Origin of the sequence: Flavobacterium sp. PS2, from assembly GCF_046250155.1 — a bacterium.
In the GTDB taxonomy this organism is placed as follows: Bacteria; Bacteroidota; Bacteroidia; order Flavobacteriales; family Flavobacteriaceae; genus Flavobacterium.
Window position 1 is genome coordinate 1,837,607 of record NZ_CP176426.1, and the last position, 16,462, is coordinate 1,854,068.

The following is a 16,462-nucleotide window of genomic DNA, read 5'->3' on the forward strand; positions in this document are numbered from 1 at the left end:
TTTATTAAAATTGTAAATTAACTCCCAACATTATAGTTCTGGCTTGAGGATAAATACCTCTATCTATACCCATAACATTTCCTGTAGCGCTATTTGCTCCAATTTCAGGATCATATCCAGTATACTTAGTAAAAGTCAATAAGTTCTCTCCTGTTAAATAAACTCTGGTTTTTTCTAAACCAATTTGTCCTATAGTCTTAACTGGCAATGAATATCCTATCTGAATTGTTTTTATTCTTACGTAATCTCCTTTTTCAAGATAAAAATCAGAAGGGTTATTAAAGTTTTTGTTGGTATCATCAGATGTTAATCTTGGGTACGTATTAGATGTACCTTCTCCCGTCCAACGACTTAAAGCAGTGGTTTGGTAATTAGAGTTTTCAATATCTAACCTACGTAATCCCTGGAAAATTTTATTTCCGGCAGCTCCTTGCGTAAAAATCATTAAATCGAAATTTTTATAATCTAGATTTACCGTAAATCCAAAAGTGTATTTTGGTATTGGGCTACCAATATTTGTTCTGTCATCTGAATTAATTTGACCATCTCCATTAATGTCTTGCCAACGGAAATCTCCGGGTTTAGCATCTGGTTGAATTAATCCTCCTGCAGCATTTTTATAAGCATTAATCTCATTTTGGTTTTGGAAAATTCCTGCTGTCTTAAATCCGTAGAAAGATCCATAAGGCTGCCCAACTTGAGTTCTTGTAATATCATAAGTCATCGCTTTAAATTGCTCTCCTGTTGCAAGAAAATCAACTCCACGTCCTAAATATGTTACTTCATTTTCCAGATAAGATACGTTTGCACTTAAAGACATATTAACCTGTCCTAATTTTTTACGGTATCCTAATTCTAAATCGACACCTTTATTTTGCATATCAGCAACGTTTCCAGTTGGATTTCCTGAACCAACATAACCTGGTAACATAATTTCCTGAAGGATTCCTGTAGTTTTTTTAATATACCAGTCTACAGATAAACTGAAATCAGAAAAAATAGTAGCATCTAAACCAATATTTGTCTGGCTCGTTTCTTCCCATTTTAAATCTGGATTTGAAGGTGCATTCGGGCTGTTACCAATAGTTACAGATCCAGATGTCCCTATAGTATAGTTACGACCATCTCCTACAGTTGCCAGATATTTAAAATCTCCAATATTATCATTACCAGTTACACCGTAACCACCTCTAAATTTCAATTGGTTTACTACTTTGTTTTCAACCCAAAATGCTTCTTTTGATGGAACCCATCCTAATGAGAATGAAGGGAAAGTTCCGTATTTATTATTTGCTCCAAATCTTGAAGATCCATCTCTACGAATGATACCTGTAACTAAATATTTTTCTTTAAAATCATAAGTTAATCTAGAGAATAAAGAAGTTACTCTGTGCTCATTTCCTGTAGTTGCTGTAGCATTTATTTGATCTTTTGGAAGGTCAAAATTAAAAGAGGCATCATCATGATTATCTACTGGTAAATTAGTATACGTAATTTTTGTACCACTATTTCTGTTATCTACATAAGCTCCCTGACCTACTAATACGCTAAAATTATGATCACCTATACTTTTTGTATAAGAAGCAGTATTCTCGATATTCCATCCAAAACCTTTATTTGTTTCTCTATAAAGGTTATTTACTTGTGTCATATTAGTTGAGTTTAAATATGCAACTGGTGTAAAGCTTTCAACACCCCAATAAGCAAGTTTACCTCCTAATGTAGTTCTGAATTTTAATCCTTTTATTGGCTCAATTTCTAAGTAAGCATTTCCAACAAAGTTATCTGACCAGTTGTAATTTCCTAATCTAGTTTGAGTATAAGCCAATGGATTAGACATTTCTTGTGTAACCATAGTCGAAACACCGTATGGATTTCCGTAAGGATCTCTTAAGATTCCTTTACCTTTACCATCAATTCCCACAGAATATGGTGGCAATGCAGCCATCCCTGGGTCTGTTACGATAGCAGGAGTAATCGGATCTAAATTTATTGCAGAACTTAATGGTCCTCCAAACTCACTATTTGTGTTTCCTATCCCCATCGTTTTCTCTCTGGAAAAACCTAATGTCTGACCAAAAGTTACCCACTTAGATATTTTGTGAGTAGAGTTTAAACGAATATTTTTTCTGTTATAATTAGAAATATCTGTTGTTACAATACCCTCCTGATCCAAAAGACCAAAAGAGGCATAAAAAGTAGATACATCATTTCCTCCTGATAAACTTAACTCTTGACCAATACGTGCTGCACTATCATTAAAAATAACCGATTGCCAATCTGTACCTGCACCTAATGCATTAGGATCTTGAAAAGGCAATGCAAAAGTATCTGTTGGAGATTTTTTAGCATATCCGTTTGCATACTTCTCATTTCTTAAAGTAGCATATTCAGTCGCATTTAAAAGATCTAGTTTTCTTGCTGCCGAAGAAAAACCTGTATAGCCATTATAGCTAACACTCATTTTTCCTGATTTCCCTTTTTTGGTAGTAACAATAATTACCCCAGCTGCAGCTCTTGCTCCGTAAATTGCTTGAGAAGCCGCATCTTTTAATACCTCGATAGAAGCAATATCTGACTGGTTTAAATACCCAATACCACCAGCATCAACCACTACTCCATCTACAACCCATAATGGGTCATTGTTTCCCAGAGTAGTTATACCACGCACACGAATCGTAGATGCGGAACCTGGTTGTCCAGAACTCGCAGCAACAGTAACTCCAGAAACCCTTCCTTGTAAAGTTTGTTCAACTCTGGATATCGGTAAATTTTCGATATCCGAAGATTTTACTTTAGAAATTGCTCCTGTAACTACACTTTTCTTTTGAGTACCATATCCTACAACAACAACCTCATTTAACGTTTGTGATTCTGGACGTAATTGTATAACTATTTTATTTCTACCATTTATTGGTTCATTAATAGTTCCATAACCTATAAACGTAATTGTTAAAACACCATTAGAAGGTGCCTGAAGTTGAAACTTCCCATCAAAGTCAGAAGATGTCCCTTTCCCCGTTCCTTTTATTAAAACAGATGCTCCTGGTACTGGCATACCACTTTCATCATTAACTATTCCGTTTACTGTAACGTCTTGCGCTTGAGCATAAACTGAGAATAGAATAGATGAAAAACAAAAAATAAGTAATTTTGTTAATTTCATTTTTCTAAAAATTTTGGTTAATTAATTAGTAATTCGGAACAATAATAATAAGTTTTTTTAAGAATACGCAATTAATAATCACTACAAAAACACATCAAAATCAAAATTAACACTAGTCAAAAACACATCAAAAAAAATATAATTAACTGATTTTCATTATTTTAAAAATTAAATTATGGTATTTAAAAAAAATATAAAATTAAAATAAACACTACATTCAATATAAATCGATTATTTTAGCTTTTATAAGGTAAATTTTCTAAACCAAATCAATATTAAGTCTAATATTTTAAGGATTTTAAAGCCACGTAAAAGCTAAGTAAATCGTTGAGCCTATTATAATGTAATTATGAATTTTACAAGATTTAACATCATAACCGTTTGTTTTTTATTCTTTTCGATCCTATTATCAGCACAAGTTAAAAATATCGGTGTTCCTGACATCCGAAACTATAAACGGGCAGAATACAAAGGAGCAACTCAAAACTGGAGTATTGATCAAGATGAGAATGGAAATTTATATTTTGCCAACAATAGTGGTCTTATACAATTTGATGGATCTTCCTGGACCAAGTACCTCTTACCCAACTCAACATCAGTACGAACAGTAAAAGTTGATAATTCTCACAGAATATATGTAGGTGGCTATAAAGAACTCGGCTATTTTGATGCCGACTCTAAAGGAAAATTAAAATATACCTCTTTATCAAAACTCATCAAATCAAAAAGTGCTCAAGAATTAGATTTTGTATGGAGAATACATATTGTTAAAGACGAAGTAATTTTTCAATCTTTTGCCAGAATTTATATTTTTAAAGACAATAAACTTAAAACAATAGAAGCTCCCAAACGTTTTCAGTTTTCTTTTCAAATTGACAACACTATCTATGTTCAAGACAATTCATTAGGAATACTAATATATAAAGACGGAAAACTATATCCTTTAAAAGGTACTACAACATTAAACAACACAGAGGTCTGGGCAATGTTTAAAATGCCTAACAATGAACTCTTGGTAGCAACTTTAGAAAATGGACTTTTTATCTATAGCAATCAAACACTGACTCCTTGGAACACTGAAGCCAATGCTTTTATCAAAAAAAATAGTTCATTAGGAGGTGTTTCCATCAAAGATAAATTCATCGTCTTAAATTCTGTTTTAAATGGAATTATCATATCCGACCTAAACGGAAAAATTATTCAGCACATAGACCGCAAAAAAGGCTTACAAAACAATACTGTACTTACTTCCTTTATAGATAGCAAAAACAATCTTTGGCTTGGGCTGGATAATGGTATTGCATTTATCAATGAAAGTTCCCCATTTACATACTTTGGTTTTAGTTATGATATTAGTACCGTATATGCTTCTGTAATTCATGATGGGTATTTATATGTAGCAACAAATCAAGGTGTTTTTTACCATGCTTGGAATACTGCTTTTAAAGAAGGGGCTTTCTCGCTTGTAGAAGGAACAAATACACAAACATGGAATATTCAGGTTATTGGTAATGAATTAATATGTGCCAACAATAGAGGCGCAATAATTATAAAAGGAAATAAGGCTGTAAAACTATTGGACAAGAATGGTTATTTCGGTTTTAGAACAGTCCCAAACCATCCAAATTTTGTAGTAGGATCAAACTATAATGGATTTGCATTGTTTGAAAAAACTGCAAATGGTTTACAGTTTAGAAATCAAATTGCAGGATTTAATAAATCTTCTATTTTATTCGAGCTAGACAATGACTATTTATGGTTAAAAAAAGATGAATTTTTATATCAAATGAAATTATCTGATGATTTAAAAAAATTCAAATCAATAAAAATAATTCACAATTTATCAAAAGAGAAAGGCATTGGAAGTATTCAAAAAATAAATAACAGCGTTTATTTCCAAACAAATAACCATTTTTATAAATATTCTAAAGAACAAGAAGTTTTCTATAAGGATAAAAAAATGACTGCCGTTTTTAAAGATATACCCGTAATAAATTCTCTTTATGAAGATTCAAAAGGAAATCTTTGGTACGTATTTAATGAATCTTTGGGAGAACTAGTTAAATCCCCAGATGGAAATTACAAAAATGTCGTTGCCCCATTTTCAAACTTAACAGGAAACTTAGTAACCAACTATCTTTCGGTTAACACTATTGATCCTCAAAATATTTTTATCGGATTAACAGATGGTCTGGCACATTATGATTCTCAATTAATAAATAACATTGTAACCAAACCAAACGTATTCATTCGAACTTTTACTTTTACGAATGATACCTTGACATTCGGAAATCAGAAGAAAATTTCGGAAAAATATCTAATTCCATATGCTTCAAATCATGTAAAATTCACTTTCTCATCTCCTACTTATGAGAATCTTGAAAATGTAGAATACTCTTATCAATTAGATCCTTTTGATGAAAAATGGAGCAATTGGTCAACAATTTCAGTAAAGGAATATACCAATTTAAGAGAAGGCAATTACAAAATGAGAGTTAAAGTGAGAAATAGTTACGGGATACAATCTGAGGTTGATGTCATCCCATTTACCATTTCACCACCTTGGTACAGGCACATTCTTGCTTATATATTTTATTTTATGCTTGTATTGGTTGCTATTTACTCTATCTCCTATCGCATAAAAATGAAGATTAGAAAAAATAAATATTACGAGACAATCGAACAACGAAGACTTTACTTAGAAAAAGAATCTAAAATAAGGCAAGAACAATATCAATTAGAAAAGGAAATTGAAAAACTAAAAAATGACAAACTACAAATAAAAATACTTACAAAAGACAAAGAACTAGTTAATAATTCTTTGCAAGTAGTAAAAAAGAACAAAATCCTAAACGGAATTATACATAAACTGAAAGAAATTGACATTGAAACATTTGACGAGTCTACTAAATTTCAATTCAACAAACTCAACAAAAGTATCGTTAAAGAAGTAAATACAGATAAGAGCTGGAAAGATTTAGAAAAGCATATAAAGAATGTCCATTTTGAATTCCTGAAACGCTTAAAAGAAAAATATCCTAAAATTTCGCCTAGAGAACTAGATTTAGCAACTTATTTATTGATGAATATGTCGACTAAAGAAATTGCAGAAATCATGAACATCTCAAATGGAGGAGTTGAACTTGCTCGTTATAGATTAAGAAAAAAACTAGAATTGAACAAAAAAGAAAACCTTATAGGATTCTTAATGAGTATTTAAACAAAAAACCATCCGATACATCGGATGGTTTTTTGTTATAGTTTAAAGATATTTTTTAAATAAAATTTAAAACTCTTTCTAGAGCCATACCTCTAGACCCTTTAATAAGTATTGTTTGCTCATTAAAAGCTATAGTTCCTAAATAAGTAGCAAAAGCATCAAACGAATCAAAGAAATGGAAATTCTCTTTATCAGCTTTATGCTTAAAGAAAGAAGGTCCTATGAAATAACAATTTGTTTTATTCTCATTCAAAAGTGATGTTACAATAAACTTATGTTCTTGATCACTTTCTGAACCAAGCTCAAACATATCCCCAAAAATCATGACTTTATTTTGCTTCTCTAATTGAATGAAATTCTCGATTGCAACAGCCATACTACTTGGGTTTGCATTGTATGCATCCAAAATAATTTCGTTAGTTCCCTTTACTAATAATTGCGAACGATTATTCTCGGGTATATAACTCTCTAAAGCCTCTTTTATAGCAGAATCTTCTATCTTAAAATACTTTCCTATTGCCAGTGCTGCACTTATGTTATTGGCATTATACAGTCCAATTAAATGCGAAGTAATAGTTTCATTGCCAAAACCTAAAACCACAAAAGGATTTGCTGTAATGGTGCTTATAACAACATCACCACTAGTATTTTTATATCCGAATGAAAATTTCTTTATCGCACTTGTTTTTTCTACCTGAATAGAATCATCCAGATTAACAAACGCAACTTTATCATGAGCAGAAAGATAAGTATACAATTCACTTTTCCCTTCTATAACTCCCAAAATTCCTCCAAAACCTTCAAGATGTGCTTTTCCAAAGTTCGTCACATATCCAAAATCCGGTTGAGCTAATTCGCATAAAAACTCTATTTCTTTTTTATGATTAGCTCCCATTTCTACAATTCCTATTTCAGTTTCTTTAGTAAACGTCAATAGCGTTAAAGGAACACCAATATGATTGTTTAAATTTCCAACAGTTGCTTTAGTATTGTACTTTTTAGAAAGCACAACATTAATCAGCTCCTTGGTTGTCGTTTTCCCATTACTTCCTGTTAAAGCAATAATAGGCAATTGTAAATAAGCACGGTGAAATTTTGCTAATTCTTGTAATGCAATCAAACTGTTTTCAACCAAAATAGTTCTTTGATCAATAAAGTAAGATGCATTATCGATAACTACAAATAACGCTCCTTTTTGCAAAGCCTCTTCTGCGAATGTATTTGCATCAAAATTATCTCCTTTTATAGCAAAAAACATTGAATTTAATTCAATTTTACGAGTATCTGTCGAAACTGACTGGCATTGTAAAAACAAATTATGAATGTGAGCAATATCCATTTTAAAACAGATTTAAAACAATAAAAGCCCTAATCAAAGGGCTTTTATTACTATTATTAAATTTCTTAATTTCTAGGTGATTTTCTTTTTTCAGATTTAGGTCCTACTCTTGACATTGCACATCTGAAACCAATGTAATCAGTTGCCATATCTTGAGGAAAATATCTTCTTTGAGCTGGATCTAACCAATATGCTCTATCTCTCCAAGAACCTCCTTTGTAAACTCTAACATTATCATTTACTAAAGTTGTTCTTTTGCTAGACTTATCATATTTTCTAACCATGTTACCTAAACTATCTGTGGTAACATTATGCTTAGGAGAATTGTACATTGCTTGTTTTGCTTTATCAGCAGCAGTTTGCTCTTCTTCTGAAGCTCCGAAATCATAATATTTAGATGATTGCTTATCTCCATCTCTATAATTGATATTATCACTTGTAGAGAAGTTTTGTCTCAAATAAGTCTCTTGCTCGTCAACAGGAACTTGTGCAATATCTCCAGGGAAATTTCTTGCTACAATTTTACCATTGCTTAAAGTATCATATTTGATAGTTTCTTTAGTAACGATTTCTACTTTACCGTCTTTACCAATTTTATTCTTAGCATACAAGTTACCTCTAAAGTAGTTAAAGTCATTTGCTTCATTATCGATAAGAGGTCTGTAAACATCGGCAACCCATTCGGCTACGTTTCCAGCCATATCATACAATCCAAAATCGTTTGCAGGATATTTTTTCACTTCATTTGTAATATCTGCACCGTCATCAGACCATCCAGCTATACCTCCGTAATCTCCATTACCTTGTTTAAAGTTAGCCAATTGATCACCTCTTGTTGCTCTTTTTCCAGAACGAGTATAATCTCCAGACCAAGGGTATTTCTTTTGTCCTTTATAAATGTTGTATTCTCTTTGTCCAACATCTGCAGCAGCAGCGTATTCCCACTCTGCCTCAGTTGGTAATCTATATTCTGGTAAGATAATTCCAGAAGAACGCTGTGCATAAACATTTTTAGGCTCTTCAGCAGCATCTCCTTTTTTAGTTCTTCTTACTTTTTTACCTTCTTTTAAAACAATTTCTTCGTTTCCTCCAAATGTAGATGTAGGAGCGATTAAATATGTTTCAGTATTAAAGTTGCTTTCAGCATTAACATCATCTGTTTTAGCACCTTTTTTAAGGTATCCATTTTTTTCAAGAACTGCTTCGTTTACACGGTTAGTTCTCCATTTACTAAACTCAACTGCTTGAATCCAGTTCACACCTACTACAGGGTAGTTAGCATATGCAGGATGTCTTAAGTAGTTATTGGTCATAGTTTCATTATAACCTAAACGATTTCTCCAAACTAAAGTATCTGGCGAAGCTCCTTCATATATATGTTTGTAATTTTCTTCTGTTGGTGGAAATACTTTTTTCAACCACTCAAGGTATTCTAAGTACATCATGTTAGTCACCTCAGTCTCATCCATATAAAAAGACTGTACGTGTTGTTGCGTTGGAGTATTGTTCCAATCATGCATTACATCATCCTGAACCTTACCCATGGTAAACGTTCCTCCTTCTACAAAAACTAATCCAGGTCCTGCTTGTTGTTTTTTGTTAGAAACATTTTGTGCCGTTCCATTAATACTATTAACGTCCCAACCCGTAGCTCTTGATGCACTCGAACTAGATTTTTTACTACAGCTAGCCATTCCCAGAACCAATGTCATAGATAACATTAACTGTAAGGCCATAATTTTGTTTACTTTCATACTCTTTAGTAGGTAATAATTTAGGTGCTGCAATATAATAATTAAAATTAATTCGCAACATCAATTATAAAACAATTATAAAAATTTCATGTACCTGATTCTTGTAAAATCATCTCACATAACTTGAACGCAAAAATATACTTTTTATTATTTACTATAACACTAAATACTATATTTTTACTTGGTATAATACAACTATATCATTTTTGTTAAAGCGCGCAATGAAAAAGACCTTATTAACCTGTTTTATCTTACTATATATCAGCTCTTTCGCGCAGACGAAAGATGACGTTATTATAAATTGGCTCGATAAAAAAGACATGTATTTTGGAGAGTTTAAAGTCAATGCCCCCCTGTTTTCGGGTAATAGCTACCACTTAAACTCCGACACAAAGACAATTTTTTACGCTTTAAACCTTACGCAATTCAATTATTCTGAGAACAGCACCGTCCAATTATCTAATATTGTTTACGAAACAATTTCTGAAAATGAGCTGGGTGATTTAACATTAAAAAACATCCCAAAAACTATTAATGAAACGTTAAAAATCTCTTCTGCGAGAGGAATCAATCAAGCTTTACTAACCCTATCACCAATAATCAATAACGGAACAGGATACAAAAAAGTAAAATCTTTTACCTATAATATAATAACCAATTCTCAAAACAATACTACCTCAAGAGCATCATTAACCAGAAAGAATGCAAACATCACCAATTCTGTTTTATCATCTGGAGATTGGTATCGATTTTACATTGAAAAATCTGGTGTATATAAAATCTCCAAAAGCTTCTTGCAAAATTTAAACTCAGATTTGACAAAAGTCAACCCAAAAAAGATAAAAATATTCGGAAATGGTGGTAAAATGCTCCCTTTATCCAACTCATCTTATTATCCTAATGACTTAACAGAAAATGCAATTCAGATCATTGGCGAAAATGACGGAAGTTTTGATAATGACGACTACATCTTATTTTATGCCGAAGGAGTCGACACTTGGAACGATGAAAGCAGAACCTATAGTAACTTATACGATAACAGATCATACTATTATATAACGACTCAGGGAGGTGACGGAAAAAGAATCACCCAAATGCAACCACCATCAGGAAGCAGCACTATAAACCTCTCAACATTTGATGACCATCAATATCATGAAAAAGACCTGATAAACATAACACATCTTGGTAGAGAATGGTATGGAGAATCTTTTGAAATCGACAACGAACAAGAGTTTGAGTTTAGCTTTCCGAATATCGACACTTCGGTTCCTGTAAAAATACAAGTCAAGACAGCTTCTGCTTCATACACAAACACGTCTTTTAAAGTTGCTGCAAACGGACAAGATATAGCTACTACAAATTTTCCCGCAATAACACCCAATTCAGAAATTAAATTTTATACCGACTCATTACCTTCCAACAAAACATTTACAGGAGCCGAAAACATTAAAATAAAACTCAACTACAATAATAGTGGTGTTCCCGGATCAAAGGGATATTTAGATCAAATTAAATTAATTGCTAAACGAAAACTACAAGGCTACGGAAAACAATTTCTTTTTCAATACGACTTAGCTAGTTCAAGCATCGGAATTGCCAGTTACGATATCACAAACTCAAGCAGCATTGCTCAAATTTGGGACATCACTGACATATATAATGTAAGCACTATTGAAAACTCTAATCAAAACACAATAAGTTTTAAAGCACAATTAGGAGAAATAAGAAAATATGTAGCCCTCGATCCTTCCGACTACTACATTCCTTTTAAAGATAACAAAACCAAAATTCCTAACCAGAACTTAAAAGGAACACTTTTAAAAAACAATCAAGGCGCTTTTCAAGACATTGATTATGTAATTATCGCTCCCTCTTTTTTAATGAATCAAGCCGAAAGACTAGCATCCTTCCACAGATCTCATTCTAACTTAAGCGTAAAAGTAATTTCAACTGAATCTATCTACCAGGAATTCTCATCTGGAAAACAAGATATAGCCGCCATCAGAAACTGCATTAAATACATATATGACAATGCCTCTACTCCTGATAAAAGAATTAAATACGTTAATCTTTTTGGAGATGCTTCTTTCGATTATAAAAACAGAATCAATAATAACGGAAACATTGTACCTATATATTACTCCTTAAGAAGTAATAGTACAGGAGAAGCTTCATTTGCATCTGATGATTTTTATGGATTAATGGATAATGACGAAGGCAATGTAGTTTCTTTTTTTGGAGGAATAGATCTCGCAGTAGGAAGAATGCTTGTTAATGACACTAAACAAGCTGACGAAATGGTTAATAAAGTACTAGAATACCATGACATTAAATCTTACGGAAACTGGAAAAATAACTTCGTACTAGTTGCAGATGATTCCGATAAAGCTTCGGATGCTACATTACAAAGCCGACAAAATAAATTAGCCGATGTTATAGGCACCGAAAAACCTTTTTTCAATATTGATAAAATCCTCCTAGATTCCTATACACAAGAAGCCTCGGCAGGAGGATCAAGATATCCCAAAGCACGAACTGACTTATTTGATGCTTTCGAAAAAGGAGCGCTCGTTTTTAACTATCTAGGACATGGCGGTGAAGATGGATTAGCAGGTGAACGTATTTGGAGCAAAGCTGATGGTCAAAATCTAAACAATCAATACAAGTATCCTTTATTTATAACCATAACCTGCGAGTTCTCAAGATTTGATGATCCAACAAGACCTACTGCCGGTGAATATACATATTGGAATCCTAAGGGAGGCGCTATCGCTATGCTTACAACCATAAGATCCATCGGACAATTTAGTGCCGAAAACTTCAATGACATTTTATCAAAAAACTTATTGTCATACGGATCCAACCAATACACAACCATTTCCGAATCATTGCGACTATCCAAAAACAGCAATCCAAGCTCTTCTAGTAATGTTATTGTATATATAGGTGATCCAGCTTTAATGCTTGCTATCCCAAAACCAAAAGTAAAACTAACCAAAGTAAATGATGTTGTTATCTCTCAACCTATTGACGATTTAAAATCGCTGTCAAAAATTAAATTATCGGGAGAAATAACAGATGAAAACAATAATTTATTAACAAACTATAATGGTGAATTAACTACTGCGATATTTGATAAATTAATTATATCTTCGACACTCAATAATGATGGCTTTAGTCCCTCAATGCAATTTAACACTTTGGGAGAAACTATTTTTAGAGGAAGTGCATCAGTAACCAATGGTTTATTTGAGTTTAGTTTTGTAGTACCAAGAGACATCCGAATCCCTGTAGGGAACGGAAGAATTAGCTTTTACGCCAAAAAACAACAACTTCTTGAGAACCAAACGGGTTACGACACAACAATAAAAATAGGTGGAATAAACGAAAATGCACCTCAAGACAATAATAGTCCAAAAGTGCAGTTATATATGAACGATGAAACATTTGTATCAGGAGGGGTTACAAATGAATCTCCTTTTTTACTTGCAAATCTTGAAGATGAAAACGGGATAAATACCGCAAGTGGAATAGGACATGACATAGTTGCAATTTTAGACGGAGACGTTAGTAATCCTTATATATTAAACGATTATTATCAAACCAAGTTAGACGATTACACGCATGGAACATTACGTTTTCCATTCCGTAATTTAGCAGTAGGATTGCACACCGTTTCGGTTACAGCATGGGATGTATACAACAACCCCGTTACAACCGAAATTCAATTTATTGTTTCAGGTGATGATTCAATAACATTAACGCATGTTTTAAATTATCCGAATCCGTTCACAACCTATACTGAGTTTTGGTTTTCACACAACAAACCTTATGAACCCTTAGAAGTTCAAGTACAAGTAATGACAATTACCGGAAAGGTTGTTTGGACAAAAAATCAAATTATTACTACCGAAGGTTTTTTATCTCGGGACATAACTTGGAATGGAAGAGACGATTTTGGCGATCGAATTGGCAAAGGTGTTTATATTTATAAACTAACTGTAAAGTCGAACACAACAAATAAAAAAGCAGAAAAAATTGAAAAACTTGTCATACTTTAATTAAATATTATATTTGTTTACTATTTTAAAACCTAGATGAAAAAACCTACCCTCATTTTAATTTGCCTTTTTGTCGTTTCATTAGCAAAGGCACAAGAAAGAACTATTACAACTGCAGTACCTTTTTTATTAGTAGCTGCCGACGCTAGAGCAGCAGGTATGGCCGACCAAGGTGTCGCCACATCTGTAGATGCATTCTCTCAACAATGGAATCCCGCAAAATACGCCTTCTCCGAAGACAAACAAGGGTTTTCTGTTAGTTACACTCCGTATCTTACCGATTTGGTAAATGATGTCTCTTTAGGACAAATAACCTATTATAACAAAATAAACGACCGAAATGCATTTGCAGCGAGTTTCCGTTATTTTGGTTTTGGTGATATCGAATTAAGAAGAACCGGCGAACAAGAAGAAATCCCTGTAGTAGTATCTCCAAACGAACTAGCTCTTGACGGATCTTACTCTTTAAAGCTAAGCGAAAAATTCTCGATGGCAGTAGCTGGAAGATACATTCGTTCTAACCTAAAAATCGCTACTGAAGATGTAGATGCTAAACCTGCAAGTTCATTTGCAGTAGATGTAGCTGGTTTTTATCAATCTGAAGAAATTGCTTATAACAGCTTTAACGGAAGATGGAGAGGTGGTTTTAATATTCAGAATTTAGGACCTAAGATGAAATATGATAGTGATGAACTCAATGCTAACTTCCTACCAGCTAATTTAAAAGTAGGTGGAGGATTTGATTTTATCCTAGACGATTACAACAAACTAGCAGTAGGCGTAGAATTTAGCAAATTATTAGTTCCTACACCTCAGGATCCAGATTTAGATGGCGATGGCACAGTTACTCTGCAAGAAAGAATGCAAAACAATGAAGACTACCGATCAATAGGTTGGGTATCTGGAATTTTCCAATCTTTTGGTGATGCTCCAGGTGGTTTTAGCGAAGAGTTAAAAGAAATTACTTATAGCATTGGTGCCGAATATATGTACCAAGATGCATTTGCATTCCGATTAGGATATTTTCATGAAAGCCCAGAAAAAGGAGCTAGAAAATTCTTTTCTTTAGGAGCAGGTTTCAAGTACAATGTAGTAAAAGTAGATGTTTCGTATTTATTCTCTACTTCAAACGTAAAAAATCCATTAGAAAACACACTTCGTTTCTCACTAACCTTTAACTTTGGCGACAAATACGAAGTATATTAATAAATAAAATTCACAATTATAACAATCCAAATTTCACTTTCGTGAAATTTGGATTTTTTTTCCTAAATACATAATGAAAGAAATATCTATTACAACGCAATTTTCTGTTTTTGAATCTATCGAAGAACTTTCAAAAGACACTCAAGACTTAATGAACGAAGCAATCGCTATTCGCAAAAAAGCATACGCCCCTTATTCTAAATTTAGAGTTGGAGCTGCATTACTTTTAGATAATGGCCAAATTGTTTTAGGTTCTAATCAAGAAAACGCAGCTTATCCATCGGGACTTTGTGCAGAACGAGTAGCAATTTTTCATGCAGGAGCAATTTATCCTGATGCCAAAATTTTAAAAATTGCCATTACAGCAGCTTCAGATACGAATCAAACAAAAGCTCCAATCCCTCCTTGTGGATCTTGCAGACAATCAATTGCAGAATATGAAATAAAACAAGAGACCCCTATCGAAATTTATTTCATGGGAGAAATAGGTGTAATTTATCAATCGGCATCCCTGAAAAATTTACTTCCATTCATGTTTGATAAAAAGTTCTTGTAAAAAAAACCAAAAATTAGCTTTTAAATTTTACTTCTTAGTAGGAATGTCTTATTTTTGCATCCCGACCCTTCGGGCGCAAATTTGTGGGAGGAAACTATTTTGCGTTATAGGCAACAATTGATAACAGAAACACTTTAGCAAAAGAAAGAATTCAGATGAAAGAAGTTACAAAAGAGGTATATTTAAAGTGGTATGAAGACATGCTACTTTGGAGAAAGTTTGAAGACAAACTAGCAGCATTGTACATCCAACAGAAAGTAAGAGGTTTTCTTCACCTATACAATGGTCAAGAAGCTGTACTAGCTGGTGCATTGCATGTCATGGATTTGACAAAAGATAAAATGATAACTGCATACAGAAACCACGTACAACCAATTGGTATGGGTGTGGACCCAAAACGTGTAATGGCTGAACTTTTAGGAAAAGCAACAGGAACATCTAAAGGAATGGGTGGATCTATGCACATTTTCTCAAAAGAACACCGTTTTTACGGAGGTCACGGAATTGTAGGTGGACAAATTCCTGTAGGAGCTGGTTTAGCTTTTGCAGATAAATATTTTGAAACAGGTGGTGTAACTATGACCTATTTTGGTGATGGTGCAGCAAGACAAGGTTCTTTACACGAAGCTTTTAATATGGCTATGTTATGGAAACTTCCGGTTGTATTTATTGTTGAAAATAATGGATATGCAATGGGAACTTCTGTAGAGAGAACCGCAAATCATACTGATATCTGGAAACTTGGTTTAGGTTACGAAATGCCTTGTGGACCAGTTGACGGAATGAATCCAGTGAAAGTTGCCGAGGCTATGTACGAAGCTGTTGAAAGAGCTCGTCGTGGTGATGGTCCAACATTCCTAGAAATGAAAACATACCGTTACAGAGGACACTCAATGTCTGATGCACAATTATATCGTTCTAAAGAAGAAGTAGAAGAATACAAAAAGATTGACCCAATTACACAAGTTCTTGATGTAATAAAAGATCAAAAATTTGCTACTGAAGAAGAAATTGAAGAAATTGACCAAAGAGTAAAAGACTTGGTTGAAGAGTGTGTGAAATTTGCTGAAGAATCTCCATATCCGGAATTACAACAACTTTACGATGTAGTATACGCACAAGAAGACTATCCATTTACACCTCATAAACTATAAATC

General features: G+C 33.2%; 8 protein-coding genes. 5 read left to right on the top strand and 3 right to left on the bottom strand.

Annotated elements, in window-relative coordinates:
- Positions 1 to 4 precede the first annotated feature (4 nt).
- Positions 5 to 3,166, bottom strand: a complete 3,162-nt coding sequence (locus tag ACJ6WR_RS07825) for a SusC/RagA family TonB-linked outer membrane protein (protein ID WP_409417523.1) — start codon at positions 3,164 to 3,166, stop codon at positions 5 to 7.
- A gap of 349 nt (positions 3,167 to 3,515) precedes the next feature.
- Between ACJ6WR_RS07825 and ACJ6WR_RS07830 the strand changes: the two genes are divergently transcribed.
- A complete protein-coding gene (locus ACJ6WR_RS07830; protein ID WP_409417524.1) occupies positions 3,516 to 6,386 on the top strand; it encodes a triple tyrosine motif-containing protein in 2,871 nt (956 codons plus the stop codon).
- 55 nt (positions 6,387 to 6,441) lie between these two features.
- On the opposite strand, the gene murF is transcribed toward ACJ6WR_RS07830, so the two are convergent.
- Entirely contained in the window at positions 6,442 to 7,725 is a 1,284-nt protein-coding gene (gene murF / locus ACJ6WR_RS07835; protein ID WP_409417525.1) for a UDP-N-acetylmuramoyl-tripeptide--D-alanyl-D-alanine ligase, read from the bottom strand.
- Between the two features lie 65 nt (positions 7,726 to 7,790).
- Positions 7,791 to 9,479, bottom strand: a complete 1,689-nt coding sequence (gldJ, locus tag ACJ6WR_RS07840; RefSeq protein WP_039111810.1) for a gliding motility lipoprotein GldJ — start codon at positions 9,477 to 9,479, stop codon at positions 7,791 to 7,793.
- Positions 9,480 to 9,700: 221 nt separating this feature from the next.
- Here gldJ and porU point away from each other — a divergent pair, with 221 nt between their 5' ends.
- The 4 genes from porU (at position 9,701) to pdhA (ending at position 16,459) form a co-directional block, all read left to right on the top strand.
- Positions 9,701 to 13,543, top strand: a complete 3,843-nt coding sequence (porU, locus tag ACJ6WR_RS07845) for a type IX secretion system sortase PorU (protein ID WP_409417526.1) — start codon at positions 9,701 to 9,703, stop codon at positions 13,541 to 13,543.
- Between the two features lie 36 nt (positions 13,544 to 13,579).
- On the top strand, positions 13,580 to 14,749 hold the full coding sequence (gene porV / locus ACJ6WR_RS07850) for a type IX secretion system outer membrane channel protein PorV (RefSeq protein ID WP_039120158.1): 1,170 nt from the start codon (positions 13,580 to 13,582) through the stop codon (positions 14,747 to 14,749).
- Between the two features lie 73 nt (positions 14,750 to 14,822).
- Positions 14,823 to 15,305 (top strand): cytidine deaminase, encoded by a 483-nt coding sequence (gene cdd, locus ACJ6WR_RS07855; protein ID WP_039120156.1) that lies wholly within the window; start codon positions 14,823 to 14,825, stop codon positions 15,303 to 15,305.
- 155 nt (positions 15,306 to 15,460) lie between these two features.
- Positions 15,461 to 16,459 carry a pyruvate dehydrogenase (acetyl-transferring) E1 component subunit alpha gene (gene pdhA, locus ACJ6WR_RS07860; protein WP_035623790.1) on the top strand — a complete coding sequence of 333 codons (999 nt, stop codon included), beginning with the start codon at positions 15,461 to 15,463 and terminating at the stop codon, positions 16,457 to 16,459.
- The last annotated feature ends 3 nt before the right edge of the window (positions 16,460 to 16,462 follow it).

What these genes read in the sequence shown, in the direction of transcription:
- ACJ6WR_RS07825 (WP_409417523.1), bottom strand. Translation starts at nt 3,166, where the DNA reads ATGAAATTAACAAAATTACTTATTTTTTGTTTTTCATCTATTCTATTC.
- ACJ6WR_RS07830 (WP_409417524.1), top strand. Translation starts at nt 3,516, where the DNA reads ATGAATTTTACAAGATTTAACATCATAACCGTTTGTTTTTTATTCTTT.
- murF (WP_409417525.1), bottom strand. Translation starts at nt 7,725, where the DNA reads ATGGATATTGCTCACATTCATAATTTGTTTTTACAATGCCAGTCAGTT.
- gldJ (WP_039111810.1), bottom strand. Translation starts at nt 9,479, where the DNA reads ATGAAAGTAAACAAAATTATGGCCTTACAGTTAATGTTATCTATGACA.
- porU (WP_409417526.1), top strand. Translation starts at nt 9,701, where the DNA reads ATGAAAAAGACCTTATTAACCTGTTTTATCTTACTATATATCAGCTCT.
- porV (WP_039120158.1), top strand. Translation starts at nt 13,580, where the DNA reads ATGAAAAAACCTACCCTCATTTTAATTTGCCTTTTTGTCGTTTCATTA.
- cdd (WP_039120156.1), top strand. Translation starts at nt 14,823, where the DNA reads ATGAAAGAAATATCTATTACAACGCAATTTTCTGTTTTTGAATCTATC.
- pdhA (WP_035623790.1), top strand. Translation starts at nt 15,461, where the DNA reads ATGAAAGAAGTTACAAAAGAGGTATATTTAAAGTGGTATGAAGACATG.